We start from the raw sequence: 23,236 nt of genomic DNA on the forward strand, positions 1-23,236 counted from the left end.
GCCTCAGCGCCGACGCCATTCCGCCGCGAGGAGTTCGTAGGAGCGGACCCGGTCGGCCTGGTCGTGGGTGATCGTCGTGATGAGCAACTCGTCGGCGCCGGTGGCCTCCTGGAGCTGTTCCAGACGGTCGGCTACGTGCTGCGGGCTGCCCACGAACTGGGTGTCGAGGCGGTCCTGGACCAGCTCCCGGTCCTCGTCCGTCCAGACGTGGGCCCGGGCCTCGTCGGGGGTGGGGAAGGGGATGGCGCCCTCGGCGGTGCGGATGCTGCGGACCCAGGCGCCGTACCCGGTGGCGAGTTCGCGGGCGCTCGCGTCGTCCTCGGCGACCACGACGTCGGCGGAGACGCTGACGTACGGCTTGTCGAGACCGTCCGAGGGCTGGAAGTACGACCGGTAGCCGTCCACCGCCTCCAGGACCGTGGCCGGGCTGACGTGGTAGTTGGCGGCGAAGCGCAGGCCCCGCTCGCCCGCGACCTGTGCGCTCTCGCCGCCGCTGCTGCCCAGGATCCACACCTCGAGTTCGGCGCCCTCGCCGGGCACGATGTGGGCCTCGACGCCGTCCTCGGTGCGGTAGGTCCCGGCCAGCAGCGCGAGGATGTCGTCGATCTGTTCGGCGTAGTCCTGGGACTCGGCACCCGGGAGCAGCAGCAGCTTGCGGTGGAGCGCGATCCGCGGGGAGCCGAGGAGGCGGGCGAAGGAGAAACGGGGCGGGATGACCAGGCCGCCCGGTGCCCGGCCGTCGACCACCGGGGTCGTCGTCGGGCTCTGCGTCTTCTCCGCGGGCGGGCGGCCGCCGGAGCGGCCGAGGCCCAGGTCGAGGCGGCCCGGATACAGGGCGTCGAGGAGGCCGAACTCCTCGACGGTGGACAGCGCGGTGCGGTGCCCGAGCTGTACGGCGCCGGAGCCGAGCCGGATGGTGGAGGTCGCGGCGGCGGTGAGCGCCAGGACCACCGCGGGGGACGTGCCGGCCACCCCCGGGTTGAGGTGGTGCTCGGCGAACCAGTAGCGGGAGTAGCCGAACTCCTCGGTGCGCCGGGCGAGTTCGATGGAGTTGCGCAGCGCGTCGGCGGCGGTGGCACCGCTCGGGACCGGCACCAGGTCGAGGACGCCGAGCGGGATGTCAGCCATGTGCGGGCTCCTCGGCGGCCGGGAGTACGGGGGCCCACGGGAACGGTGGGTCGGGGATGTCCTTGCGCAGGACCGGGGCCACCGCCGACTGGAAGAGCTCCAGCGAGTCGCGGTGCTGGGTGTCCGTCAGCCCGCCGGCGTCGGCGTGCAGATGGAGGACCGTGTGCCCGAACTGGTCGTGGTAGCGGTGCACTTTCTCGATGACCTGCTGCGGACTGCCGATCAGCGCCGAGCTGCGCTCGACGAAGTCCTCCAGGGTCTCGAAGACGACCGGCAGTCCGGCCCGCCGGAAGAAGGCCAGGTTCGCCTCGAACACCGGGCGGTAGGCGGCCAGCGCCTGCTGGCTGGTGGGCGCCACCAGGACGCCTGCCGTGCCCGCGCCGACTGCGATGTCCGCCGGGTCGTGGCCGTGGTACTCCCAGCGTTCCCGGTAGTAGCGGATCAACTCGGCGTACGGCTCTATGGGATTGGTGACGTTCGCGGAGAACAGCGGGTCGCCGTAGCGGGCGGCGAGGTCGACGGACTCCTTGCTGGTGGCGCTGCCGTGCCAGACCCGCACCGGCCGCTGGTAAGGGCGCGGCCAGACCTCGGCGTCCGTCAGCTCCGGCCGGAACCTGGTCTTCGCCGTCACCTTGTCCTGCCGCCACAGCCGCCGGAACACCTCGTAGCTCTCGGCGTTGCGGTCCCACTGGTCCTCGGGCGTGACATGGAACAGCTCACGCTGGGCGGTGCCGTTGCCCTTGCCGATGATCAGGTCGAGGCGGCCCTCGGAGAGGTGGTCGAGGGTCGCGTAGTCCTCGTACGCCCGCACCGGGTCCAGCAGGCTGAGCGTGGTGACGGCGGTGAAGAGCCGGATGCGCCGGGTGAGCGCGGCGACATGGCTGAGCACCACGGTGGGCGAGGAGGAGATGAACGGGCGCTCGTGCCGCTCCCCCACCCCGAAGCCGTCGAAGCCCAGTTCCTCGGCGAGCACGGCGTTGTCGAGGACCTCGCGGAACCGCTCGTGGGTGGACTTCTGTCTCCCCGTGACCGGATCCGGGCGGTGCACGATCAGGGTGATCGCCAGGAACCTCACGACGCCACCCGCCCGCCGCGGGGCGCGTCGGGGAGGGCGAGGCCGAGGTGGTCGCGCAGTGTGGTGCCCTCGTACTCGGTGCGGTAGACGCCCTGTTCCTGGAGGAGCGGTACGACCGTGTCGGCGAAGAGGTCGAGGCCGCCGGGGGTGATGTGCGGGACCAGGATGAAGCCGTCGGAGACGTCCGCCTGCACGAAGTCGTTGATCGTGCGGGCGACGGTGGCCGGGGAGCCGACGAAGGTCTGCCGGTTGCCGGTGTTGATCACGAGGTCGCGGATGGACCACTTGTTGGCCTCGGCGAGCTCGCGCCACTCACGGGCGATGGCGATCGGGTCGCGGTACATCCGGACCTGCGCGCGGCCCCGGGAGATGTGCTCCTCGCTCACCAGCGGGTCCACGTCGGGCAGCGGTCCCTCGGGGTCGTACGACGACAGGTCCCGGTTCCAGACGAACTCCAGGTGCTTGAGGGCCGTCGCGCCGCTGACCTGCTGGCGGCGCACCTGGTGGGCGATCTCCTCGGCCTCCTCGTCGGTGTCGCCGAGGACGAAGCTGGCGGCGGGCAGGATCAGCAGTTCGTCGGGGCGGCGGCCGTACTTGGCGAGGCGGGACTTCACGTCGGTGTAGAAGGCCTGGCCGGCGTCGAGGGTGGCGTACCGGCTGAAGATCGCGTCGGCACCGGACGCGGCGAACTCGCGGCCCTCGTCGGACTCGCCGGCCTGGAAGATCACCGGGCGGCCCTGCGGGGAGCGCGGCACGTTGAACTGGCCGTGGATGTCGAACTGGGCGCCCTTGTGCACGAAGGAGCCGGCCCTGGCGTCGCTCAGGAAGGTGCCGGTGGCCTGGTCGGCGAGGATCTCGTCGCCGTGCCAGGAGTCGAAGAGCTCGTTCGCGGTGGCGAGGAACTCCTTGGCGCGGGAGTAGCGCTCGTCCTGCGGCAGGAAGCCGCCGCGCCGGAAGTTCTCGCCGGTGAAGGCGTCCCAGGAGGTGACCACGTTCCAGGCGGCCCGGCCGCCGGAGAGGTGGTCGAGGCTGGCGAACTGGCGGGCCACCTCGTAGGGCTCGTTGAAGGTGGAGTTGATGGTGCCGGTCAGCCCGAGGTGCTCGGTGACGGCGGCCAGCGCGGCCAGCACGGTGAAGGTGTCGGGGCGGCCGACGACGTCCAGGTCGTATATCTTCCCGCCCTGTTCGCGCAGCCTCAGGCCCTCGGCGAGGAACAGGAAGTCGAACCTGGCGCGTTCGGCGGTCTTCGCGAAGTGCGTGAAGGAGCTGAACTCGATGTGGCTGCCGGCGGCCGGGTCGCTCCACACGGTGGTGTTGTTGACGCCGGGGAAGTGCGCGGCCAGGTGGATCTGCTTCAGGGGCTTGCTCATGGGAGTGCGGTCCTTCCGGCTCAGGCGGTGGCAGCGGCGTAGCGGTTGGCGGGGCGGGCGAGCCCGAGCAGGCCGCGCAGGGTGTCGGCCTCGTAGGCGGTGCGGAACCGGCCGCGGCGCTGGAGTTCGGGGACCAGGTCCGCGGTGATGCGCGGCAGGTCGTGGCCGAGGACGGCGGGCCGCAGCCGGAAGCCGGTGAGGCCTTCGGCGGCGAACTCCTCGAGGAGGTCGGCGAGTTCGGCCGCCGTCCCGGTGAAGATCCGGGCGTCGCTGCGGTATTCGCCGCCGTCGAGGGCGTCGAGGCGTTCCTTGCGGGCGGCGGCCGCGGCCTGGTCGTCGTCCAGGAAGACCACGAGGTCACCGAAGACGTGCACGGTGTCGTCGGCCCGGCCGGCGGTCTCCTGCTCGGCGCGGATCTCGGCGACGATGGCGCGGGCGTCGGCACCGTCCTGCGGGGTGACGTAGCCGACGTCGGCCTGCCGGGCGATCAGCCGGTAGGGGACGGTCTGGTGGCCGAGGGCGGTGACGAGCGGCTGGCCCTGCGGCGGGCGAGGGGTGATGGAGGGGCCCTTGACGCTGAAGTGCCGGCCCTCGAAGTCGATGTAGTGCAGCTTGTCGCGGTCGATGAAGCGGCCGGTGGCCGCGTCCCGGATCTCCGCGTCGTCCTCCCAGCTGTCCCAGAGCCGGCGCACGGCCTCGACGTGGTCGGCGGCCTCGTCGAAGTGCTCGGTGAGCCGCTGCTGCCCGGCCGGCGACCGCAGCTGTGCGAGGTCGATCGGCGGGAAGGTACGGCGGCCGAAGTGGTCCGCCTCGTGCGGGCGGGCGGAGATCTGCACCCGCAGGCCGGCGCGGCCGGTGCTGACGTAGTCGAGGGTGGCGATCGCCTTGGAGATGTGGAACGGCTCGGTGTGGGTGGCGATCACCGTCGGCACCAGGCCGATGTGACTGGACAGCGGCGCGATCCGGGACGCGATCAGGACGGCGTCCAGCCGGCCGCGGACCTGGTCGGTGCGGCCGTCCGGTTCGCCGTAGTGCGAGGACTGCAGGCCGAGGCCGTCCTCGATGGTGACGAAGTCGATGAGACCGCGCTCGGCCTCGGCGACCAGATCGGCCCAGTATCCGGCGGTGAACAGGTCGCGGGGGCGGGCGACCGGCTCGCGCCAGGATGCGGGGTGCCAGCCGGTACCGTCCAGCGCGACGGCGAGGTGCAGGTGGGAAGCGGGAGATGACACAGGGGTGCCTTCCTGAGGGGTCCGTACGAGGGCGCACCGAAGTCAGGGGCGCGGCGGGCGAGCGCAGGGAGATGGGGGTCCCCCGGCCGAAGTCCGGGGGGAGGGTCAGGAACAACAGAGCGCGCCGGCCACGCGCTGGAGGTCGATGTGCGGCCGGGAGTGCAGGACGGTACGGCGGCTGGGACTGAGGACACGTGTCACGTCCCGCACCTCCCCGCCTGCTCCGCGTACATCTCGTCGTGAGTCACAACAGACCGGTTTCCGTGGTTGTTCCCGGGCTGCGCACCAGCAGGATGCGGGTGCGCAGCCGCTCGGTGAAGCCGATCGACTCGTACAGCCGGATCGCGCCCGTGTTGCCCGGGGCCGCGTGCAGGAACGGTGTGTCGCCACGCTCCCGGATACCGGCGGCGACCGCGCGGACCAGCCGGGTGGCCAGGCCCCGGCCCCGGTGCTCCGGGTCGGTGCAGACGGCGCTGATCTCCGTCCAGCCGGGCAGCCTCAGCCTCTCCCCCGCCATGGCGATGAGCCGTCCGCGGTGCCGGATGCCGAGGTAGGCGCCCATCTCGACGGTCCGCCTGCGGAACGGGCCGGGCTCGGTGCGGGCGACCAGGTCCAGCATCTCGGGCACGTCGTCCGGCCCGAGCCGTACCGCCTCGGGGGCGGGCTCGGCTCGCAGCGCCGTGTCGACGAACTGCACACCGGTCCCGCCGCCGACCACCTCCCAGCCGGGCGGTGCCTCCTCGACCGGCTTGATCTTCACGATCGTTCCCGGGCCGACGAGTGTGCGCAGGTCGGCCCAGGCGTCCGGGTCGGTGGCGTCGGCGAGGGCGGCACAGGCGTAGACGTCGTCGGCGTAACGGGCCGCCCGGCCGGCCCTCTCCGCAAGGTGGGTGTGCGGCCCGGTGAGGGCCGACCAGACGGCGTTGTCGAGCGGGGCCGGGTCGGGTGCGAGCGGGGCCCCGCTTCCGTGCAGGTCGGTCTGGAGGGTCACGGAGGCGGGGTCCTTTCTCGCCTTGCAGGTTCTACAGGATGCTTCTTGACGGCCGATCAGGAGTTGTCGAGCGGCAGTCCGGGCGGGTTGACCTCGGACTTGGCGACGGCCTCGTTGGAGAGGTTGTAGGTCTTGAGCCACTCGGCGTACTGGCCGTTCCCGATCAGGTAGTTGATGGCGTCCGCGAGCGGCTTGGCCAGTCCGCTGTCCTTCTTCGCGGTGGCCGCGATCAGGCCCTGGAGGCTGCCGCCCGCGCCGGAGTAAGTACCCGCGGTGCGGGTGGCGTTGGGCGTGTTCGCGGTCTGCCTGTTGTGGTACGCGATGCCGGGGTTGGGGCCGAGGTAGGCGTCGATCTTGCCGCTGTTGAGGGCCAGGTAGACGCTGTTGCTGTCCTGGTAGTACTTGACCGTGAGCTTCTTGCCCTCCTTGGCCAGCTTGGCCTTCCACTCCAGGAGGATCTTCTCCTGGTTGGTGCCGGCGCTGACGGAGACGGTCTTGCCGGCGAGGTTCTCGTAGTTCCCGCCGAAGTTCCAGGTGCTCTTCTTCGCAACGGTGAAGGCGAGGTTGTCCTGCCGGTAGGAGGCGAACTCGTACTTCTTCTTCCGCTCCTCGGTGTCGGTGATGTTGGAGAGGGCCACGTCGACCTTGCCGCTGTCGATGCCGACGAACATGTTCTCCCAGGTGAAGTTCTTCACCTCGGGTGTGAGGCCGAAGACCGCGGCGACCAGCCGGGCGAGGTCGGGTTCGGAACCGGTGAGGGTCTTCTGGTCGCTGCCCACGTAGGCCAGCGGCGGGAATCCGGCGGGCAGGGCGCCCTCGCCGATGACGAGCTTGCCGCTCTTGCGGACGGCGGCGGGCAGTTCGGCGCTGATGGACTTGACCTCGGAGACCTTGATGGTGGTCTGCTGGGCGGCGCCGTTGGAGACCTGCCCGATGACGACCTCGCCGCTCTTGGCGCTGCCGGTCGTGGTGGCCGCGTCGCTGTCGCCCCCGCAGGCGGTGAGCCCGGTGGCGAGGGTCGCGACGGCGGTCGCCGTGGTGAGGCCGCGGATCAGGCTGCGTCGGGAGAGGAGCGTGGGCATGGCTGTCCTTCGTGTTCGAGCGAAAGGTGAGAGTTCGAGCGGGAAATGAAAGGGGGAGGTTCTTCAGAGGACCTTGCGCAGGAAGTCCCGGGTCCGTTCGTGCCGCGGATGGTCGAGGATCTCGGCGGGCGGCCCCTGTTCGACGATCTTTCCGCCGTCGATGAAGACGATCCGGTCGGCGACCTCGCGGGCGAAGCCGATCTCGTGGGTGACGATCACCAGGGTGGTGCCGCTGGACGCCAGGTCCTTGATGACCGCGAGGACCTCGCCGACCAGCTCGGGGTCGAGCGCGGAGGTCGGTTCGTCGAACAGGATGATCCCGGGGCGCAGCGCGAGGGCGCGGGCGATGGCGACACGCTGCTGCTGGCCGCCCGAGAGCTGGCGTGGATAGGCGCCGACGCGCTCGCCGAGGCCGACCCGTTCGAGGAGTTCCTTGGCCAGCTGCTGGGCCTGCGGCCTGGTCAGCTTTCCGGTGGCGACGGGGGCGGCCGCGACGTTGTCGAGGACCGTCAGGTGCGGGAACAGGTTGAAGTTCTGGAAGACGAAGCCGATCCGGCTGCGCTGGGCCAGGATGGCGCGTTCGCTCAGCTCCTTGAGACCGTCGCCGTGGCGTTTGACCCCGATCAGCTCGCCGCCGACGCTGACGTGGCCGGACTCGGGTTTCTCCAGGTGGTTGACGACCCGGAGCAGCGTGGACTTTCCGGAGCCGGACGGGCCGAGGACGACGGTGACCTCGCCGGGACGGACCGTCAGATCGATGCCGTCGAGGACGCGGTGGGCGCCGTACGACTTGTGGACGCCGTGGATCTCCAGGGCGGCCGGCGCGATGTCCGGTGCCTTCTCCGGTGCGGTGGTCATACGGCGGCCTCCCGGCGTATCCGTTCCCGCAGGCCGGCCAGGCCGGTGCGGAGTCTCTGGAGGGGGGTCGGCGGCAGCGTGCGGGTGGCGCCGCGGGCGAAGTACCGCTCGACGTAGTACTGCACGACGGAGACGGCGCTGGTCAGGATCAGGTACCAGACGGTGGCGACGAGCAGCAGCGGCACGATGTCACCGGGGTAGGTGCTGCCCATGGACTGCACCGAGCCGAAGAGGTCGAGCAGCGAGACGTAGAACACCAGGGACGTGCTCTTGATCAGGCCGATGAGCTGGTTGACGTAGTTCGGCACGATGGAGCGCAGGGCCTGCGGGAGGACGATCCGGGTGAACTGGTAGCCCTTGGGCAGGCCGAGTGCCGCGGCCGCCTCGTGCTGGCCCTGGTCGACGGAGAGGATGCCGCCGCGCACCACCTCGGACGCGTAGGCCGCCTCGTTGAGGCTGAGGCCGATCACGGCGATGGCCATGTCGGTGGCCAGCTTCGACTCGTCGAAGCTGACGAAGGACGGGCCGAAGGGCACACCCAGGCTGAGCGTCTTGTAGAGGGCGGAGAAGTTGTAGAGGAAGATCAGCAGGACGATCAGCGGGACCGAGCGGAACAGCCAGGTGTAGGTCCAGCTCACCGCCCGCAGCACCGGACTGCCGGAGAGCCTCGCGAGGGCCAGTACGACCCCGCCGAGCAGGCCCAGTACGGCGCTGAGCGCGGCGACTTCGAGGGTGACGACGAGCCCGTCGAGGATGGTGGGGCGCAGGAACCAGTAGCGGAAGCGGTCCCACTGGTAGAAGGGGTTGCTGGCCAGCCCGTGCACGAACTGCGCGACGAGCACCAGGACGACGGCGGTGGCGATCCACCGGCCGGGTCGGCGCAGCGGCTGAACTCGCTGACTTTTCGGAGGCTTTGACGGCGTGTCAGTGGGCGGTGGCGCCTCGGCCACGGACAGGACGCCTGGGGGTTCACTCATGGCGGGCTCCGGCGGAGTCGGACACCCCGGATCACACCGCCGGGCCGCGGCACCGGACCGCGTCGGGACACGGCACAGGTGCGCGGGGGCGCGCGGGACACGGGATGGGGCGGACGGCTGCGCACCGGGGCGGCCGGTGCTTCGTCGAGGACGCTGGGACGCGAGGCTGCGGGAGCCACGCTGCGGGCGAGGCGGAAAGGCCTGGTCAGACCCGACAGCGGGCGCGGCCCGGTGCGGTACACGCGCTACACAGGGCGCTGTTGACGCGGAGCAGGTCGACGGCGCGGTCGGCGACCAGCGGGCTCGGATACGGCTGTACGCAGCCCTGGGTGCGGCCCTCGGCCGACCTGGAGGCTGCGTACATGTCCCGTCACCTGTCGCTGTTGTGGCGGCCCCTGGGGGCCTCGCGCTTACCGAACATCGTCATCCGGTCCGGTCGTCACCTGGGGCACCCCACCGCGGTGCGAGGGTTGCCGGTCAGCAAGCCAGGGCTTGACGCTGACGCTCTTGACCGTTCTGGTCCGTAAGTTAGGCAGCCGCCCGAACGAATGTCAACGCCTGTCCGGCTGGCGAAACGGTTCGGGCCGCTCTCACCTGCGCGGAGCGCCGGGAGCGTCCGCCGCGTGGCCCGCCCAGTCCAGGATCTGGACGGCCGCGCCGGCGGCTTCCAGGCCCTGGCAACGGCCGTGGTGGCGGCGGGCGATGCCGTCGAGGTCCAGATGGGCGCCGAAGGCCGGGTGGGCGGCCAGCCGGCGGGCGTACGCCCACAGCACCGGGTGGCCGGCGACGGCGTGCACGGCGGCGGCGTCCAGGTGGTTGCGGTGCACGGTGTCGAGTTGCACGAGCGCCACCCACAACTCGACGTCCGCGGCCGTGAGTTGTCCGCCGACCAGGAACTCCGCCCCGGTCAGCCGGTACTCCAGCTCGTCCAGGGCGGCGAGGAGCGTCTCCAGCGCCTCCGGGTCGCCGCCCTCTCGGCCGGCGTGCTGTGCCGCCTGCTCGATGTCCTTCGCGCAGAGCCGCTCGACCTCCTCGATCTCGGCCTCGGCACCGCACGGGTACAGCCGGACGTCGCCGTCGCCGAAGTGGCGGTCCAGGTCGCGCAGGATGTCCCGGCTGTGGGTGCTGACGATCCGGCCGGACCAGTCGTCGCTGAGCACCGGCGCGAGGGCCGGTCCCGAGTAGTGGTGGGCGCTCGCCTCGTACAGCGGTCGCAGCGCCGCGTGGCTGCCGTCGGGACAGTCCGGGACGGCGGGCAGGAAGGTGACCGGACAACAGTCGTCGAGGGCCAGCAGGCTGTGGCCGACGGCGATGCGGAGGCCGTCGGGACAGGCGGTGGCGAGGTGGAGCCGGTAGCGGCGCGGCACGGCGTAGTGCCCGCTGCGGGCGTCCCGGCCGATGCGACCGCGGAAGGCGGGGCCGGTACGGACGGACGGGAGGGCGGCGAGCGGAGTGATGGACATGCGTCTCCCCGGGGGTAGGGGCGCGCGGACGTACGCGCGGCGGAAGCGTTCGTCGGTGGGCGGGCGCTCGGTGGGCAGGCGCCCGATGGCCGGACGCTCGGTGGGCGGGCGTTCGGCGGGTGGGCGTTCGGCGGGTGCGGCCGGCTACGGGCGCCCGAACGGTCACGGCCGGGCGGCGGGTACGGCCGGCGGCGGGTGCTCAGCCGGTGCGGCTGATGGCGCTGCACACTCGCTGCAGATCGATGTGCAGACGGGAGGTGAGCAGCGGGACGGGGCAGGGCGTGCGGTTCCCTCGGCGCTGTCTGCCGGTGACCGTGCGCAGCCGACCCATCTTTCCCTACCTTTTCACTAGGATTCCCACCTGGAGTGTCGATCGGCCTCCGCGTGCCGTCAAGGGGGCGTCCACGCCTGGGACACCCGGCCCGGCTTGCCCCGGGGCGGCAGGGGCTGTCCGCTGGAGGCGCAGGCCGAGTGACAGGAGCCGGATGCGATGAGCGAGCCCCCGGGTCCCGGGCCCGTGCCCGGCGCCGTGCCCGAGACCTTCGTGTTCGCCTGCGGGCGGTGCGGCGAGGTCTGGGAGGCCACCTTCCAGGCGGTGTTCTTCACCGACCCGATCGCCGACCCGGACCTGCAGAGCACCCAGGAGTACGTCGACGAGGCAGGCCGGGCCGTGCGGTCGCCGCTCACCGACGCGGTGTGCCCGCGCTGCGGCAGCCGGAGGGTGCGGATCACGGTTCCCGGAACATGACGCTCACCCGGATGGCACGCGCGGGTGGTCGGCGACCGTGCCGGATGGTGGCGTGGAGGGACGTACCGCCGTTGCCCGTGGAGTGACGCAGCATCGCTGCCCCCGCGGAGTGACGTACCGCGTTTCCGAGGAGGCAGTCGCGATGATCCGTCCGTCCCGATCCGTGCGTGTTCTCGTCTCGGCCCTGGCGGTGGGGATCCTGCTCGCCACGGCGGCCTGCACGGACGAGAGCGGCGGCCCCGAGGCCGTGGCCGTCTCGCCGGCCGGCGAGCACTCGCCCGCGTCCCCGTCGGCGACCCCCGCCCTCACCGGGGCGGGCGCGCAGGCCGCGCTGATCACACCGGCCGACATCGAGGACAACTGGCAGCTGGCCAAGGACGCGGCGACCTGGCGCAACTCGATGCTGGTCGGCAAGGTCGACGTGGCCGGCTTCCTCACCGCCAAGTCCGACGCCGCCGACTGCCAGCGCCTCCTCGACGGCCTGTACTCCGACAGCCTCCTCGGCCGCGCCTCGGGCGCCTCCGGGCTGCGCGGGTTCACCTCGGAGGACTCCCGGATGCTGTACCAGGTCGGCGACTACGGCTCGGCGAACCTGGACGCCACGCTGGCCTGGCTGAACACCCTGCCGGACAAGTGCAACCAGTTCACGGCCACCGGCAAGGACGGCGGGCAGCGGACCGTACAGGTCGTGTCGGCGAAGGTGCCGAAGTCGGGCGACGCGCGCGAGGCCCTGACGGTGACCGTCCAGGGCAACGCCAACGGCCAGCCCACCACCTACACCACGGACGTGGCGGTGCTGCGCATCGGCGCCTCCGGGGCGGCGGTCACCAACGGCGGCCTGTCCGGCGTCGACCACGACAGCACCGCGCTGGCCGTGCAGACCGGCGCCCAGCGTCTCAAGGACGTCCTGTCCGGCAAGACCCCGGCACCGATGCCGAGCCAGTTCGACTAGCTCAGTGCGGCTGCGGGTCCTCGGAGTTGGTCTGGGTGGTGCCCGGTTCGCCGTTGTCGCGGTGCCATGCGACGAGGAGTTCGTCGCGGGTGCCGAAACGGACCAGATGGCGGCCGACGACGCCCTCCAGGAGGTCGAGGTTCTCGGGGTCCGTCTCCACGGTGAGCAGCAGGGCCCCGTCGGTGGCGGTGAGGGTGCCGGTGCCGTTCTGGAAGACGATCCCGCCGGTGCCGGTCTCCTCGTCCCAGCTGGTCCGGGAGCGGCGGCCGAGGTGTGAGGCGAGCTGCTTGGCGTAGCGGGCGGGGCGGTCGGTGGTGACGCGGGCTTCGGAGCGGGCCATCGGGGACTCCCGGTACTGCGGGCGGACATACGGTGACGGGCTCACGCTACGTCGGGGCGGGGGGTGCGGCGCCGTACCGGAGTCCGCAAGCTATGCATGCCTGTTGCGTCACCCCCGCCCCGTCAAGGCGCTTGCGCGCGAGAAGGGCAACGCCCTCACCCCCGGCACGCCCGTCGGGGGAGGTCCCAACACGGACCAGCCCCAGTACCAGGACACGGTGCTGTACTTCCACACGCTCCGGCAGATCGAGTCCGCCGACGGACTCGACGTCAGCGCACTCACCCACAAGCCGTAGCCGCGGCCCGCGTCCTACTCGTACCCGACGACCTTGAAGTCCTTGCTGACGAACACATGGTGCGGCCAGTTGACGCTGATGTTGTGCACCTCGTACTCGCCGTCGGCCAGTTGGACGACCCGGTCGTCGATGCCGCCGGGGACGACGGCCTGCGCGGCCTCGACCGCCTTGTCCGCGGTCCTGCCGCTGATGATCGTCCCTTCGCCCTCGGTGTAGTCCGGGATCTGCCCGACCGACTTGTCCGGCGACGGGGTTCCCTGCTTGAAGGGGATCACTCCGGCCGCCTCGGCGGCTGCCGCTCCGCCGTCGCCGTGGCGCTGCACGACGACCCGGTCCGCCGTGATGGCCGCGCTGTCCACCGTGCCCAGGACGAGCACGCTCGCTCCGGTCCGCACGGCCTTGGCCGGCCCGCCGACGGTCTTCGTGGCCGAGGTCTCGTCCACGGTCACCTTGACGCCGGTCGCCGTCGACATGGTGAAGCCCGATGAGGACGTGGAGTCGACGATGCCGGTCGCACCGCCGTCGGCCGGACCGGCCGCAGGGGCCGCCGAGGCGGATGTGCCGCCCAGAGTGACGGCGACCAGCGCACCGGTCAGCCCGGCGGCCACGATCCATTTCCTGCCGTACGCGCCCATGGTGGCGCTCCCTTCGTAGGGGGTAGCTGCCGCCGAGCCTGCGAGCCGTTTCTTTAATGACGCTCACGCGTGTCTTAAGACATCCTGAAAACAGGACTAGACCATTCCGCACATGACACGCATGCGGCACACTCGCCTTGACCCCACCCCGACATCACCCCTTAACTCACGCCTTGAGCTAGGCCTCCCCGGTTCCGCATTCCCCCCACCTCCCCCGGCTACGGAGTTCCCGCATGCCCAAGTCCCACCGCACCTCCCCTGGACGCGCCGCAAGGTGCTCGGCGCGGCCGCCGGCGGCACCACGGCCGCCGCGCTCGGCACGTTCGCCGTCACCCGCACCGCGTCGGCTGCCACCACCGCGAGCGCACCCGGTGACGTCGTCGGCAAGTTCACCGTCGGCTACCAGGGCTGGTTCGCCTGCAAGGGCGACGGTGCGCCGATCAACGCCTGGTGGCACTGGGCCCCCAACAGCGCCTCGACCCCCTCGCCGGCCAACAACGGCATCAAGGCCTGGCCGGACATCCGCGACTGCACGAAGACGTATCCGACGGCGTTCGCGAACTTCGGCAACGGCCGCGCCCCGGGGCTGTTCTCGTCGTACGACCAGCAGACCGTGGACACCCACTTCCTGTGGATGCAGCAGTACGGCATCGACACCGCCGCACTCCAGCGGTTCAACCCGAACGGCAGCGAGGGTCCGACGCGGGACGACATGGCGCGGAAGGTGCGCGGCGCCGCCGAGGCGTACGGCCGGAAGTTCTACGTCATGTACGACGTCAGTGGCTGGACGAACATGCAGTCGGAGATCAAGACCGACTGGACGAACAAGATGTCGGCACACACGGCGAGTTCGGCGTACGCGCTGCAGAACGGCAAGCCGGTGGTGTGCATCTGGGGCTTCGGGTTCAACGACGACAAGCACGCGTTCAGCGCGGACGCCTGTCTGGACGTCATCAACTGGTTCAAGAACCAGGGCTGTTATGTGATCGGCGGGGTGCCGACCTGGTGGCGGACCGGTACCGGCGACTCCCGTTCGGGCTTCTCCGACGTCTACCACGCGCTCAACATGATCTCGCCCTGGATGGTCGGTCGGATCGGCAACTCGTCCGACGCGGACAACTTCTACACCAACGCGACCGTGCCGGACCTCGCCGACTGCGCCGCCCACGGCATCGACTACCAGCCGTGCGTGCTGCCCGGCGATGTCGCCGAACGCCAGCGCGCACACGGCGACTTCATGTGGCGGCAGCTCTACAACATGGTGCGGGCCGGGGTGCAGGGCATCTACATCTCGATGTACGACGAGTACAACGAGGGCAACCAGATCGCCAAGACCGCCGAGTCGCAGGCCTGGGTGCCGACCGACTCGGGGCTGCTCGCCCTCGACGAGGACGGCACCGCCTGCTCCGCCGACTACTACCTGCGCCTGACCGGCGACGGCGGCCGCATGCTCAAGGGCGACCTGGCCCTGACCGCCACCCGCCCCACCCAGCCCTACGTCAACGGCGCCTCGGCCGGCACCCCGGCCACCGCCACGGTCACCCTGAAGGCGCGCGCCAACGGCAAGTTCGTGACGGCGGAGAACGCAGGCGCCGCCGCGCTGATCGCCAATCGCACCGCCATCGGCAGCTACGAGACCTTCCAGCTGGTGCAGAACTCCAACGGCACGGTGAGTCTGCTGGCCGCCGCCAACGGCAGGTACGTGACGGCCGAGAACGGCGGCGCCGACGCGCTGATCGCCGACCGGACGGCGATCGGGACCTGGGAGCAGTTCGACCTGGCGACGGTCTGAGACAGCGGAGAGGTCCCGCGGGTGCTCGCCGCCCGCGGGACCTCCGTGGCGTCGGGAGGTGTCAGCCGTTCACGGGGCCGCGTGCGGTGCGGGCCGCCTTCGCGAGGTCGAGGTCGGTGGTCTCCGGGGCGAGGAACTGGGAGACCAGCCCGCCGACCGCGAGCACCCCCGCGCCGATGAGCAGCACGAACTCCACGCCGAAGCGGTCCAGGCCCATCGGCAGCAGGAAGGTGCCGACGGCCGCGCCGACCCTGCTCATCGCGGTGGCGAAGCCCACGCCCGTGGCGCGCAGCGAGGTCGGGAACACCTCGAGCGGATAGACCGCGGTGAGCGCGCTGGAGGCCGCGTTGAGGAAGATGAAGAAGAGGAAACCGGCCACGATGACGGGCGTCGAGTGCGGCCACACCGCGACCAGCGCCAGACAGCCGGCGGTGATCCAGAACGGCGGGATCAGCAGCCTGCGGCGGCCGATGCGGTCCACGACCAGACAGCCGGCGGTGACACCGGCGACCGCGGTGAACGAGTAGACGAGCAGCGCCGCGACCGCGTTGTCACCCATGTGGAGGGCGTCGAAGACCTGCGTCCAGAAGGTTCCGATGGCGAAGTACGGCAGCACCAGCGCCGCCCAGAAGACGCTCGCGAACACCGTGCTGCGGAGGTGCTCCTTGCTGAACAGCGCCCAGAACCCGGCCTGTCCGCTCGCGCTCCGCTCGTCGAGTTCGGCGTCGACGTCGATCTCGATGCCGTACCGCTCGATGAGCGCCTCGGCCTCCTCTCGGCGGCCCTTGCTCAGCAGCCAGCGGGCCGACTCGGGGATGCCGCCCCGCAGCGACACGCAGATCACCGCCAGGACCGCGCTGCTGGCCAGGGACCAGCGCCAGCCGCCGTCGACGTGCGCGAACAGGGCGCCGACCACCGTGGCCAGCGCGTAGCCGACGTACCAGCTGATCTCCAGGCTGGCCAGCAGCCTGCCCCGGCCCTGTTTGGGGGCGTACTCGGAGAGCAGCGGGGCACCGATGGCGTACTCACCGCCGATCGCCACGCCCATCAGCAGCCGGATCAGGAAGAGCTGGAGCCCGTCGGTGACGAAGAACTGGAGCACCGAGCCGACCAGGAAGATCACCATGTCGGCGAGGAACACCGGGCGGCGTCCGAAGCGGTCGGCGAGCCGGCCGAAGAGGGGGCCGCCGACGAAGATGCCGATCAGCGGGGAGGCGCCGACCAGGCCTTCCATGAGGGTGGAGAGGTGCAGGTCGGCGGTGAGGGCGGTCATGGCCATGCCGATGCCGCCGATGATGTAGCCGTCGATGCCCTCGCCTATCTGGGTGGCGAGCTTCAACTTCGTGTGCAGACGGCGGCGTTCGCGCGTGTGGTCGGGGGCTTGCGGGGTGCCGGGCGGTTGCTGGGTCGCAGGCGTCATTGCCATGTGCGGTCCTCGGGGGTGAGCGGGTGAGCGGGCGGGGACGGGCAGCGGTCGAAGAGATCAGAGGGGCCAGTCGAGGGCGATGTACTGCGTCTCCAGGAAGGCCTCGATGCCCTCCCGGCCGCCCTCCCGGCCGAGGCCGGACTGCTTGACGCCGCCGAAGGGCGCGGCCGGGTCGGACAGCAGACCGCGGTTGACGCCGACCATGCCGGCCTCCAGGCGCTCGGCGATGCGCAGCGCCCGGCCGACGTCACGGGAGTAGACGTAGGAGGCCAGGCCGTGGACGGTGGCGTTGGCGCGAGCCAGCATCTCGTCCTCGTCGGTGAAGGTGGAGATCGGCGCGACGGGCCCGAACACCTCCTCTTGCAGGACGCGGGCGTCGTCGGGGACGTCGACGAGGACGGTCGCGGGGTGGAAGTGGCCGGGTCCGCCCGGAACTTCGCCCTGCGCGGCGATCCGCGCGCCGCGCGCCAGGGCGTCGGCGACCAGGTCACGGATCTTGGCCACGGCCGCCTGGTCGATCATCGGGCCGAGGGTGACCCCGTCGGCCAGGCCGGGCCCGGTGCGTACGGCGGCCATGGCGGCGCCGAACTTCTCGGTGAACTCCGCCGCGACGTCGGCGTGCACGTAGAACCGGTTGGCGGCGATGCAGACCTCGCCGCCGCCGCGCATCTTGGCGTCCATCGCGCCGAGCACGGCGGCGTCGACGTCGGCGTCCGCGCAGACCACGAAGGGGGCGTTGCCGCCCAGTTCCATGGTCACGTTGACGACGTTCGCGGCGGCCTGTGCCAGGAGCAGCCTGCCGGTGGCGGTGGAACCGGTGAAGGAGAACTTGCGGACCCGTTCGTCGCCGAGCCAGGCCGAGACCACCTCGGGGGCCCGGTCGGTGGGCAGCACGTTCAACAGGCCTTCGGGCAGGCCGGCCTCGGTCAGCAGCGCGGCGATCGCGAGGGCGGTGAGCGGGGTCTGCGGCGCGGGCTTCAGCAGCACCGGGCAGCCGGCCGCGAGCGCCGGGGCGATCTTCCGGGTGGCCATGGCGGCCGGGAAGTTCCAGGGGGTCACGAACGCGGTGACGCCGACGGGGTGTTTGCGTACGACGTGCCGGTAGCCGCCGGCCGGGGCGTCCCCGAAGGAGGAGCCGACCCGGACCGCCTCCTCGGCGAACCAGCGGAAGAACTCGGCGGCGTAGCCGACTTCGGCCGCCGCGTCCCGGTAGGCCTTGCCGTTCTCCAGCACGATGAGCCGGGCCAGGGTGTCGGTGTGCTCACGCATCAGTGCGAAGGCGGTGTGCAGGATCTCCGAACGGCGCCGGGGCGGGGTCGCCCGCCACCCGGCCGCGGCCGTCTGCGCCGCCTCGACCGCCGCACGGGCGTCCTGGGGCCCCGCCGCGGAGACCTCCCTGATCAGCTCGCCGGTGGCCGGGTCGTACACGGGGTAGGTCCGTCCGTCGGCGGCCGGGAGCCAGCGGCCGCCGAGGAACACATCGCCTTCCGCGAGCGGCGCCTTGGCCAGGAGGTCGATGCCGGCGAGGTTCATGAGCTGCTCTTTTCTCCGTTCCGGACGGGGCTCGTCCGATGCGCGGTGAATTTACGAGCGCGTCATGGGGCCGACAAGGCACCCTCGGCGGATCGCAACGGGGGTTGCTCTGAGGGCAACTCGCCGATCTTGGGCGGGAGTACGGCGGTCAGGTGAGCCGGGCCCGCTGTGGCGGGGTGCGCCGGGGCTCCCAGCCCAGCAGCGACGACACCCGTGCCGCCGCCCGCGCCGTGGTGCGCCCGGCCTCGTCCAGCCGTTCGCCCAGCCGGGACTTCGGGGCGGAGATGTTGATGGCGGCGACGACCCGGCCCCGGAAGTCCCGGACCGGCGCCGACACCCCGACCAGCGCCTCCTCGAACTCCTCGCTGACCCGCGCGTAGCCCTGCCGTCGGGCGTCCTGGATCAGTGACCACAGCTCCTGCACCGGCATCTCCCCGCTGGTGCCGAAGCGGACGTAGAGCTCGTCGGGGGTGGCGTCGGCGAGCAGCACGCGGCCCGCCGACAGCCGCCAGGCGGGCACGCCGCGCCCCTCCCAGCCGTGCACGCGGAAGGAGTGCCCGGAGACGGAGAGCAGGGTGAGGACGTCACGGTCGCTGAGCACGCACAGGTGGCTGGTCTCCTCCAGGTCCGCCGACAGGGCGTGCATGACCGGCTCGGCCACCCGCACCAGGCGGCTCTCGGAGGTACGGGCGACCAGGGAGAAGAGCCGCCAGCCGAGCCGGTACTCCAGGGTGTCGGGGTCGCGCTCGACGATGCCCTCGGCGGCCAGCGCCTTCAGGGCCCGGGAGATCTGGGTCTTCTCCCGGCCGACCAGCTGGGCGAGGCGGACGACGCCGAGGCCGCCGGCGTTCTGGGCCTCGTCGGAGGCGAGGGCCTCCAGGAGGTCGATGTCACGGCGCAGGCCGTGGCCGCGGGAGGCCGCGGAGGAGTCGGTCACGGGGGCCATCGTATGCGCGCATCCGACCAGCGGAACCCCAGGTCAGCCCTGAAGTTGTCAGGAGAGCAACCGGCGTTTCGATTCCCCCGACCGCCTTGCGAGGGGGTGGTGGCGGACCTAGATTCGCCGCATCGGGCCGAATGAACTGCACCGAATGCGAGGTTCATCCCTTGCGGGGTTCGTCCTTCCGCGCCCGTCGAATCACGCTTCCCAGGTCCAGGAGAGATCCGATGCCCACGCCGGTTTCCCCCGCCAGCCCGCCCGGCTTCGCCCCGACCGCGCTCATCGGCGAGTCCTTCGTCGGTGCCGGCGCCAATGCCGCGCACACGAACATCGTGATCGGACGCAAGGGCGGCCCGGTCGAGACCGCGTGGTCGACGGCGCTGGCGACCCCGAGCGCCGGGCACGTCCCGTTCCTGACGGTGGTACGGCCGTCGGTGCCGGTGAAGCCGCTGACGCTGTTCGTGACCAAGGCCGCCGCCGCGGGCGAACTGCACGAGCGTGCCACCTGGGGATCCGCGCAGGCCGGGCTCGCGCAGGGGGTCGCGGACGCGGTCGAAGAGGGGCTGATCCCCGCCGGGGAGGCCGACGAGCTGCTGATCATCGCCGCGGTGTGGGTCAATCCGGCCGTCGACGACCTGGACGTCTCCTTCCGCAACCAGCGCGCCGCCGCGTACGGCGCGGTCCGGGCGGCCGTGACCGGCACCCCGACCGTCTCCGACGTGCTGGCGGCCGCCAAGGAGGGCCCGGCCAACCCGTTCTACACCCCGACCCCCGAGGTGCTCGCCCGATGAAGATCACCGACATCACCCTGGACCGGCTGCGGCTGGAGCTGGACCCGCCGTTCCGCGCCGCCTGGGACCCCGAGCCGCGCCGCGCCTTCGACGCCACGATCGTCCGCGTCCACACCGACGAGGGGATCACCGGCATCGGCTCCGGCGACCTGATGGACGGCTTCGAGACGTACAAGCACCTGTTCGTCGGCGAGGACCCGCTCGACATCACCCGGCACGTCCGGGCGATCGAGACCGCCAACTTCCACGGCGCCCACTACTGGCCCCTGGAGGCCGCGCTGTGGGACGTCATCGGCAAGGTGCACGGCCGCCCGGTGTCGGAGCTGTTCGGCAACGCGGCGAAGAAGCTGCCCGCCTACGCCTCCTCCGGTGAGCTGAAGTCCCCGGCGGAGCGCGTGGAGACCGCCCTGAAGGTACGCGCGGCGGGTTTCCGCGCCATGAAGATCCGCATCGACCGCAACCGGGTCGACGAGGGCATCGCGGCGGTCCGTGCGGTGCGCGAGGAACTCGGCGCCGGCTTCGAGATCATGGTGGACCTCAACCAGTCCTGGCGGATGGCCGGCGACACCGCGAACGCCTCCGACCTCGCCAGGACCCGCAAGACCGTCGCCCGGCTCGCCGAACTCGACGTCTTCTGGGTCGAGGAGCCGCTGCCGTACGCCGACCTGAACGGCTTCAGGCAACTGCGCGCCGAGAACCCGGGGGTGCGCATCGCCGCCGGCGAGATGCACCACTCCCCCACCGAGCTGCTGCGCTACCTCGAAGAGGACGCCCTCGATGTCTACCAGATGGACGTGGTGCTGGCGATCGGCATGCACCGCGCCCGCACCCTGGCCGAGTTGGCCCACCTGAAACACCGTCAGTTCACGCCGCACAGCTGGACCAACGGCATCGGCGTGCTCGCCAACCTCCACGTGGCGGCGGGCGTCGGCGGCGGCCCGTTCTTCGAGTTCCCCTACGACCCGCCCGGCTGGACCCCCGAACGCCGTGACTTCATGCTCGCCGAGCCGGTCCGGGTGAACGCCGAGGGCGACCTGGAGATCCCGGACCTGCCCGGCCTCGGCATCGAGCTGGACGAGGAAGCGATCGACCGCTGGAGGATCAAGTGACGTACACGATCGACGAGTTGCTGACGCGGTCGTACGACGACTGGCTGGCCGCGGCGGGCAAACTCACCTTCGACGCAGGCCTGTTCATCGACGGCGCCTTCACCGACGCCATTTCCGGGGACTCGTTCACGAGCATCTCGCCACGCGACGGCGCGGTGCTGACCCGGGTGCAGGCGGCCGGGGCCGAGGACGTCGACCGGGCGGTACGGTCCGCACGGGCCGCCTTCGAGGACGGCCGCTGGCGTGACCTCGCGCCGAAGGAGCGCAAGCGGATCCTGCTGCGCTGGGCCGAGCTGATCCTGGCGAACGCCGAGGAACTGGCACTCCTCGACACCCTGGAGATGGGCAAGCCCATCACCGAGTCGGTGCGGATCGACGTGGCCAAGACGGCGGAGACCATCGCCTGGTACGCCGAGACGATCGACAAGACGTACGACGAGGTGGCCCCGACCCCCGGTGACGCACTCGCGCTGATCACCCGCGAGCCACTGGGTGTCGTCGGCGCGGTCGTGCCGTGGAACTACGCGCTGCTGATCGCCGGTTGGAAGCTGGGCCCGGCGCTCGCCACCGGCAACAGCGTGGTCCTGAAGCCCGCCGAGCAGACCTCGCTCGCCGCCCTCCGGCTGGCGGCGCTGGCCACCGAGGCGGGGCTGCCCGACGGCGTGTTCAACGTGGTCCCGGGCCGGGGCGAGGTCGCCGGTCAGGCCCTCGGCCGGCACCCCGAGGTCGACAAGATCGCCTTCACCGGCTCGGCCGAGGTGGCCCGGCTCTTCCAGGTGTACGCGGGCGAGTCCAACGGCAAGCAGGTCGCCGTGGAGGCGGGTGGCAAGTCGCCCCAACTCGTGCTGGCCGACGCCGACATCGAGGCCGCGGCGTCGGCCGTGGCCTGGGGCATCTTCTACAACGCGGGGCAGACCTGCAACGCGGGCTCCCGGGTCGTCGTGCACGCCTCGGTCAAGGACCGGCTCCTGGACGCCGTACGGCGGATCACCGCCGAGACCTTCCGCCTCGGCGACCCGCTCGACCCGGCCACCGTCATGGGGCCCATCGTGGACGAGGGCCAACTGACCAAGATCCTGGGCTACATCGAGCGCGGGAAGGCGGACGGGGCCCGGGTCCTGCTGGGCGGTGAGCGTACGCTCACCGACAGCGGCGGCACCTTCGTCGAACCGACCGTGCTCGACGGCGTGGTGAACACGTCCGTCGTGGGCCAGGAGGAGATCTTCGGCCCGGTGCTGGCCGTCGTGTCCTACGACGGTGAGGTGGACGAGGGCGTGCGGCTGGCGAACGAGAGCGACTTCGGGCTCGTCGCCTCCGTCTGGACCCGGGACGTGACGGTCGCCCACCGCACCGCGAAGCGGCTGCGGGCCGGCACGGTCTGGATCAACACCTTCGACGCCAGTGACGTCATCACCCCCTTCGGCGGCTTCAAGGCCACCGGCGCGGGCCGCGACAAGTCCCTGCACGCACTGGATGCCTACACGGCACTGAAGACCACCTGGATCAACCTGGCCTGAACGGGCCCCTTCCCCACTTCACCTGCATCGAGCGAGGACAACGATGAGGATCGGTTTCATCGGCCTGGGCAACATGGGACGCCACATGGCCCGCCACCTGATCCACGCGGGACACCTGGTCACCGTGTACGACACCCGGCCCGAGGCCGCCGTCGAGCATCTGGCGCTCGGCGCCCGCTGGGCCGACACCCCGGCGCAGTGCGTGGCCGACGCCGAACTGCTGATCACCATGCTGCCGAACCCGCGCGTCGTCGAAGAGGTGCTGCTGCGCGGCGGAGCCGCCGAGGCACTGCCCGAGGGCGCGCTGTGGATCGACATGTCGACCTCCACCCCGGCCGTCGCGGACCGGATCGCCGCCGACGTCCTGGACCGGCGCGGGGTGCGCCGCCTGGACGCCCCGGTGAGCGGCATGGCGCACGGCGCCGAGGCCGGACGGCTGCAGATATTCGTCGGCGGGGCGGCGGACGACTTCCGGATGTGCCTGCCCGTCTTCGAGACCCTGGGCGACCCCGACAAGGTGCTGCACGTGGGCCCGCTCGGCGCCGGCTACACGGTCAAGCTGATGATCAACCTGCTGTGGTTCAGCCACCTGGTGGCCACTTCCGAGGTGCTGGCGATGGGCACGAAGGCGGGGGTGGACCTGGGGGTGCTGCGCAGTTCGCTGCTGGCCAGCCCGGCCGCCTCGCACTTCCTGGAGAGGGACCTGCTGTCCGTGCTGGTCGACGGCGACTACGACGACTCGTTCGCCATGGTCCTCGCCTGCAAGGACCTCGGGCTGGCGGTGGACCTCGGCCGCGACCTGGGCGTCGCCACGGAGCTGTCCGCGCTGGTGGAGCAGATCTACCGCCGTTCCAAGGCCCAGCACGGCGACCTGGCCGGGGAGATGAGCCCGGTGCGTCTCTACGAGGCCCTGGCCGGACGGGAGTTCCGCCTCCCGCACCCGGAGGAGGCCCTGCTGAGCACCCCCGCCTGAGCCGAACCA

Annotated in this window: 24 protein-coding genes, 1 pseudogene and 1 riboswitch; of the genes and pseudogenes, 8 read left to right on the forward strand and 17 right to left on the reverse strand. The window is 71.4% G+C overall.

From position 1 onward, the window contains the following. Window positions 1-3: 3 nt before the first annotated feature. The 12 genes from ACWGJB_RS01000 to ACWGJB_RS01055 all read right to left on the reverse strand — a co-directional run bounded on the left by ACWGJB_RS01000 (window position 4) and on the right by ACWGJB_RS01055 (window position 10,507). On the reverse strand, window positions 4-1,128 hold the full coding sequence (locus ACWGJB_RS01000) for an LLM class flavin-dependent oxidoreductase (protein WP_453378173.1): 1,125 nt from the start codon (window positions 1,126-1,128) through the stop codon (window positions 4-6). Next, window positions 1,121-2,203: an LLM class flavin-dependent oxidoreductase gene (locus tag ACWGJB_RS01005; RefSeq protein ID WP_453378174.1), complete on the reverse strand. Its 1,083-nt coding sequence runs from the start codon at window positions 2,201-2,203 to the stop codon at window positions 1,121-1,123. The genes ACWGJB_RS01000 and ACWGJB_RS01005 overlap by 8 nt, the downstream gene beginning before the upstream one ends. After that, window positions 2,200-3,573, reverse strand: a complete 1,374-nt coding sequence (locus ACWGJB_RS01010; protein ID WP_453378175.1) for an NtaA/DmoA family FMN-dependent monooxygenase — start codon at window positions 3,571-3,573, stop codon at window positions 2,200-2,202. The genes ACWGJB_RS01005 and ACWGJB_RS01010 overlap by 4 nt, the downstream gene beginning before the upstream one ends. Before the next feature lie 20 nt (window positions 3,574-3,593). Then, entirely contained in the window at window positions 3,594-4,805 is a 1,212-nt protein-coding gene (locus tag ACWGJB_RS01015; RefSeq protein ID WP_453378176.1) for an LLM class flavin-dependent oxidoreductase, read from the reverse strand. Between the two features lie 105 nt (window positions 4,806-4,910). Next, a complete protein-coding gene (locus tag ACWGJB_RS01020) occupies window positions 4,911-5,006 on the reverse strand; it encodes a putative leader peptide (RefSeq protein WP_350785419.1) in 96 nt (31 codons plus the stop codon). Between the two features lie 43 nt (window positions 5,007-5,049). Then, on the reverse strand, window positions 5,050-5,796 hold the full coding sequence (locus ACWGJB_RS01025; RefSeq protein ID WP_453378177.1) for a GNAT family N-acetyltransferase: 747 nt from the start codon (window positions 5,794-5,796) through the stop codon (window positions 5,050-5,052). A gap of 56 nt (window positions 5,797-5,852) precedes the next feature. Next, the gene (locus tag ACWGJB_RS01030) at window positions 5,853-6,878 is read right to left on the reverse strand and encodes an ABC transporter substrate-binding protein (RefSeq protein WP_453378178.1); all 1,026 of its coding nucleotides are present in this window, start codon (window positions 6,876-6,878) and stop codon (window positions 5,853-5,855) included. A 63-nt stretch (window positions 6,879-6,941) separates the two neighbouring features. Further along, window positions 6,942-7,736 (reverse strand): amino acid ABC transporter ATP-binding protein, encoded by a 795-nt coding sequence (locus ACWGJB_RS01035; RefSeq protein ID WP_453378179.1) that lies wholly within the window; start codon window positions 7,734-7,736, stop codon window positions 6,942-6,944. Beyond that, window positions 7,733-8,713, reverse strand: coding sequence for an amino acid ABC transporter permease (locus ACWGJB_RS01040; RefSeq protein WP_453378180.1), 981 nt, complete (start codon window positions 8,711-8,713; stop codon window positions 7,733-7,735). The genes ACWGJB_RS01035 and ACWGJB_RS01040 overlap by 4 nt, the downstream gene beginning before the upstream one ends. A gap of 205 nt (window positions 8,714-8,918) precedes the next feature. After that, a complete protein-coding gene (locus ACWGJB_RS01045) occupies window positions 8,919-9,077 on the reverse strand; it encodes a hypothetical protein (protein WP_360479225.1) in 159 nt (52 codons plus the stop codon). 37 nt (window positions 9,078-9,114) lie between these two features. Next, window positions 9,115-9,226: riboswitch (SAM riboswitch) on the reverse strand. A gap of 77 nt (window positions 9,227-9,303) precedes the next feature. Continuing rightward, window positions 9,304-10,176 carry a glutathione S-transferase C-terminal domain-containing protein gene (locus ACWGJB_RS01050; RefSeq protein WP_453378181.1) on the reverse strand — a complete coding sequence of 291 codons (873 nt, stop codon included), beginning with the start codon at window positions 10,174-10,176 and terminating at the stop codon, window positions 9,304-9,306. 199 nt (window positions 10,177-10,375) lie between these two features. Beyond that, window positions 10,376-10,507 carry a putative leader peptide gene (locus tag ACWGJB_RS01055; protein WP_360479219.1) on the reverse strand — a complete coding sequence of 44 codons (132 nt, stop codon included), beginning with the start codon at window positions 10,505-10,507 and terminating at the stop codon, window positions 10,376-10,378. 159 nt (window positions 10,508-10,666) lie between these two features. Between ACWGJB_RS01055 and ACWGJB_RS01060 the strand changes: the two genes are divergently transcribed. Both ACWGJB_RS01060 and ACWGJB_RS01065 read left to right on the forward strand, forming a co-directional pair. Beyond that, window positions 10,667-10,924 (forward strand): hypothetical protein, encoded by a 258-nt coding sequence (locus ACWGJB_RS01060; protein ID WP_453378182.1) that lies wholly within the window; start codon window positions 10,667-10,669, stop codon window positions 10,922-10,924. 142 nt (window positions 10,925-11,066) lie between these two features. Then, a complete protein-coding gene (locus ACWGJB_RS01065; protein ID WP_453378183.1) occupies window positions 11,067-11,876 on the forward strand; it encodes a hypothetical protein in 810 nt (269 codons plus the stop codon). A gap of 1 nt (window position 11,877) precedes the next feature. Here the strand turns inward: ACWGJB_RS01065 and ACWGJB_RS01070 are convergent, their stop codons facing one another. Continuing rightward, window positions 11,878-12,216, reverse strand: a complete 339-nt coding sequence (locus ACWGJB_RS01070) for a DUF2218 domain-containing protein (RefSeq protein WP_453378184.1) — start codon at window positions 12,214-12,216, stop codon at window positions 11,878-11,880. Window positions 12,217-12,319: 103 nt separating this feature from the next. On the opposite strand from ACWGJB_RS01070, the gene ACWGJB_RS01075 reads away from it, so the two are divergent. Continuing rightward, window positions 12,320-12,511, forward strand: a complete 192-nt coding sequence (locus ACWGJB_RS01075; protein ID WP_453378185.1) for a hypothetical protein — start codon at window positions 12,320-12,322, stop codon at window positions 12,509-12,511. Between the two features lie 14 nt (window positions 12,512-12,525). Here the strand turns inward: ACWGJB_RS01075 and ACWGJB_RS01080 are convergent, their stop codons facing one another. Then, window positions 12,526-13,146 (reverse strand): hypothetical protein, encoded by a 621-nt coding sequence (locus ACWGJB_RS01080; protein WP_453378186.1) that lies wholly within the window; start codon window positions 13,144-13,146, stop codon window positions 12,526-12,528. Window positions 13,147-13,420: 274 nt separating this feature from the next. On the opposite strand from ACWGJB_RS01080, the pseudogene ACWGJB_RS01085 reads away from it, so the two are divergent. Further along, window positions 13,421-14,656 (forward strand): annotated as a pseudogene (locus ACWGJB_RS01085) (glycoside hydrolase family 71/99-like protein); the annotation flags it as partial. Between the two features lie 343 nt (window positions 14,657-14,999). Here the strand turns inward: ACWGJB_RS01085 and ACWGJB_RS01090 are convergent. From ACWGJB_RS01090 to ACWGJB_RS01100, 3 genes are all read right to left on the reverse strand, one after another. Continuing rightward, window positions 15,000-16,364, reverse strand: a complete 1,365-nt coding sequence (locus ACWGJB_RS01090; protein ID WP_453378187.1) for an MFS transporter — start codon at window positions 16,362-16,364, stop codon at window positions 15,000-15,002. A gap of 57 nt (window positions 16,365-16,421) precedes the next feature. Continuing rightward, window positions 16,422-17,897 (reverse strand): NAD-dependent succinate-semialdehyde dehydrogenase, encoded by a 1,476-nt coding sequence (locus ACWGJB_RS01095; protein ID WP_453378188.1) that lies wholly within the window; start codon window positions 17,895-17,897, stop codon window positions 16,422-16,424. A 148-nt stretch (window positions 17,898-18,045) separates the two neighbouring features. Next, the gene (locus ACWGJB_RS01100; RefSeq protein ID WP_453378189.1) at window positions 18,046-18,843 is read right to left on the reverse strand and encodes an IclR family transcriptional regulator; all 798 of its coding nucleotides are present in this window, start codon (window positions 18,841-18,843) and stop codon (window positions 18,046-18,048) included. Between the two features lie 221 nt (window positions 18,844-19,064). Here ACWGJB_RS01100 and fae point away from each other — a divergent pair, with 221 nt between their 5' ends. From fae to ACWGJB_RS01120, 4 genes are read left to right on the forward strand one after another with little or no spacing between them, the layout of a single operon-like run. Beyond that, window positions 19,065-19,628, forward strand: coding sequence for a formaldehyde-activating enzyme (fae, locus tag ACWGJB_RS01105; protein WP_453378190.1), 564 nt, complete (start codon window positions 19,065-19,067; stop codon window positions 19,626-19,628). Beyond that, window positions 19,625-20,737 carry a mandelate racemase/muconate lactonizing enzyme family protein gene (locus ACWGJB_RS01110; protein ID WP_453378191.1) on the forward strand — a complete coding sequence of 371 codons (1,113 nt, stop codon included), beginning with the start codon at window positions 19,625-19,627 and terminating at the stop codon, window positions 20,735-20,737. The genes fae and ACWGJB_RS01110 overlap by 4 nt, the downstream gene beginning before the upstream one ends. Further along, entirely contained in the window at window positions 20,734-22,254 is a 1,521-nt protein-coding gene (locus ACWGJB_RS01115; protein ID WP_453378192.1) for an aldehyde dehydrogenase, read from the forward strand. Before ACWGJB_RS01110 ends, ACWGJB_RS01115 begins: the two co-directional genes overlap by 4 nt. Before the next feature lie 43 nt (window positions 22,255-22,297). Further along, window positions 22,298-23,227 carry an NAD(P)-dependent oxidoreductase gene (locus ACWGJB_RS01120; RefSeq protein WP_351703363.1) on the forward strand — a complete coding sequence of 310 codons (930 nt, stop codon included), beginning with the start codon at window positions 22,298-22,300 and terminating at the stop codon, window positions 23,225-23,227. The last annotated feature ends 9 nt before the right edge of the window (window positions 23,228-23,236 follow it).

The sequence above is a fragment of the Streptomyces sp. NPDC054813 genome (genome assembly GCF_053611365.1).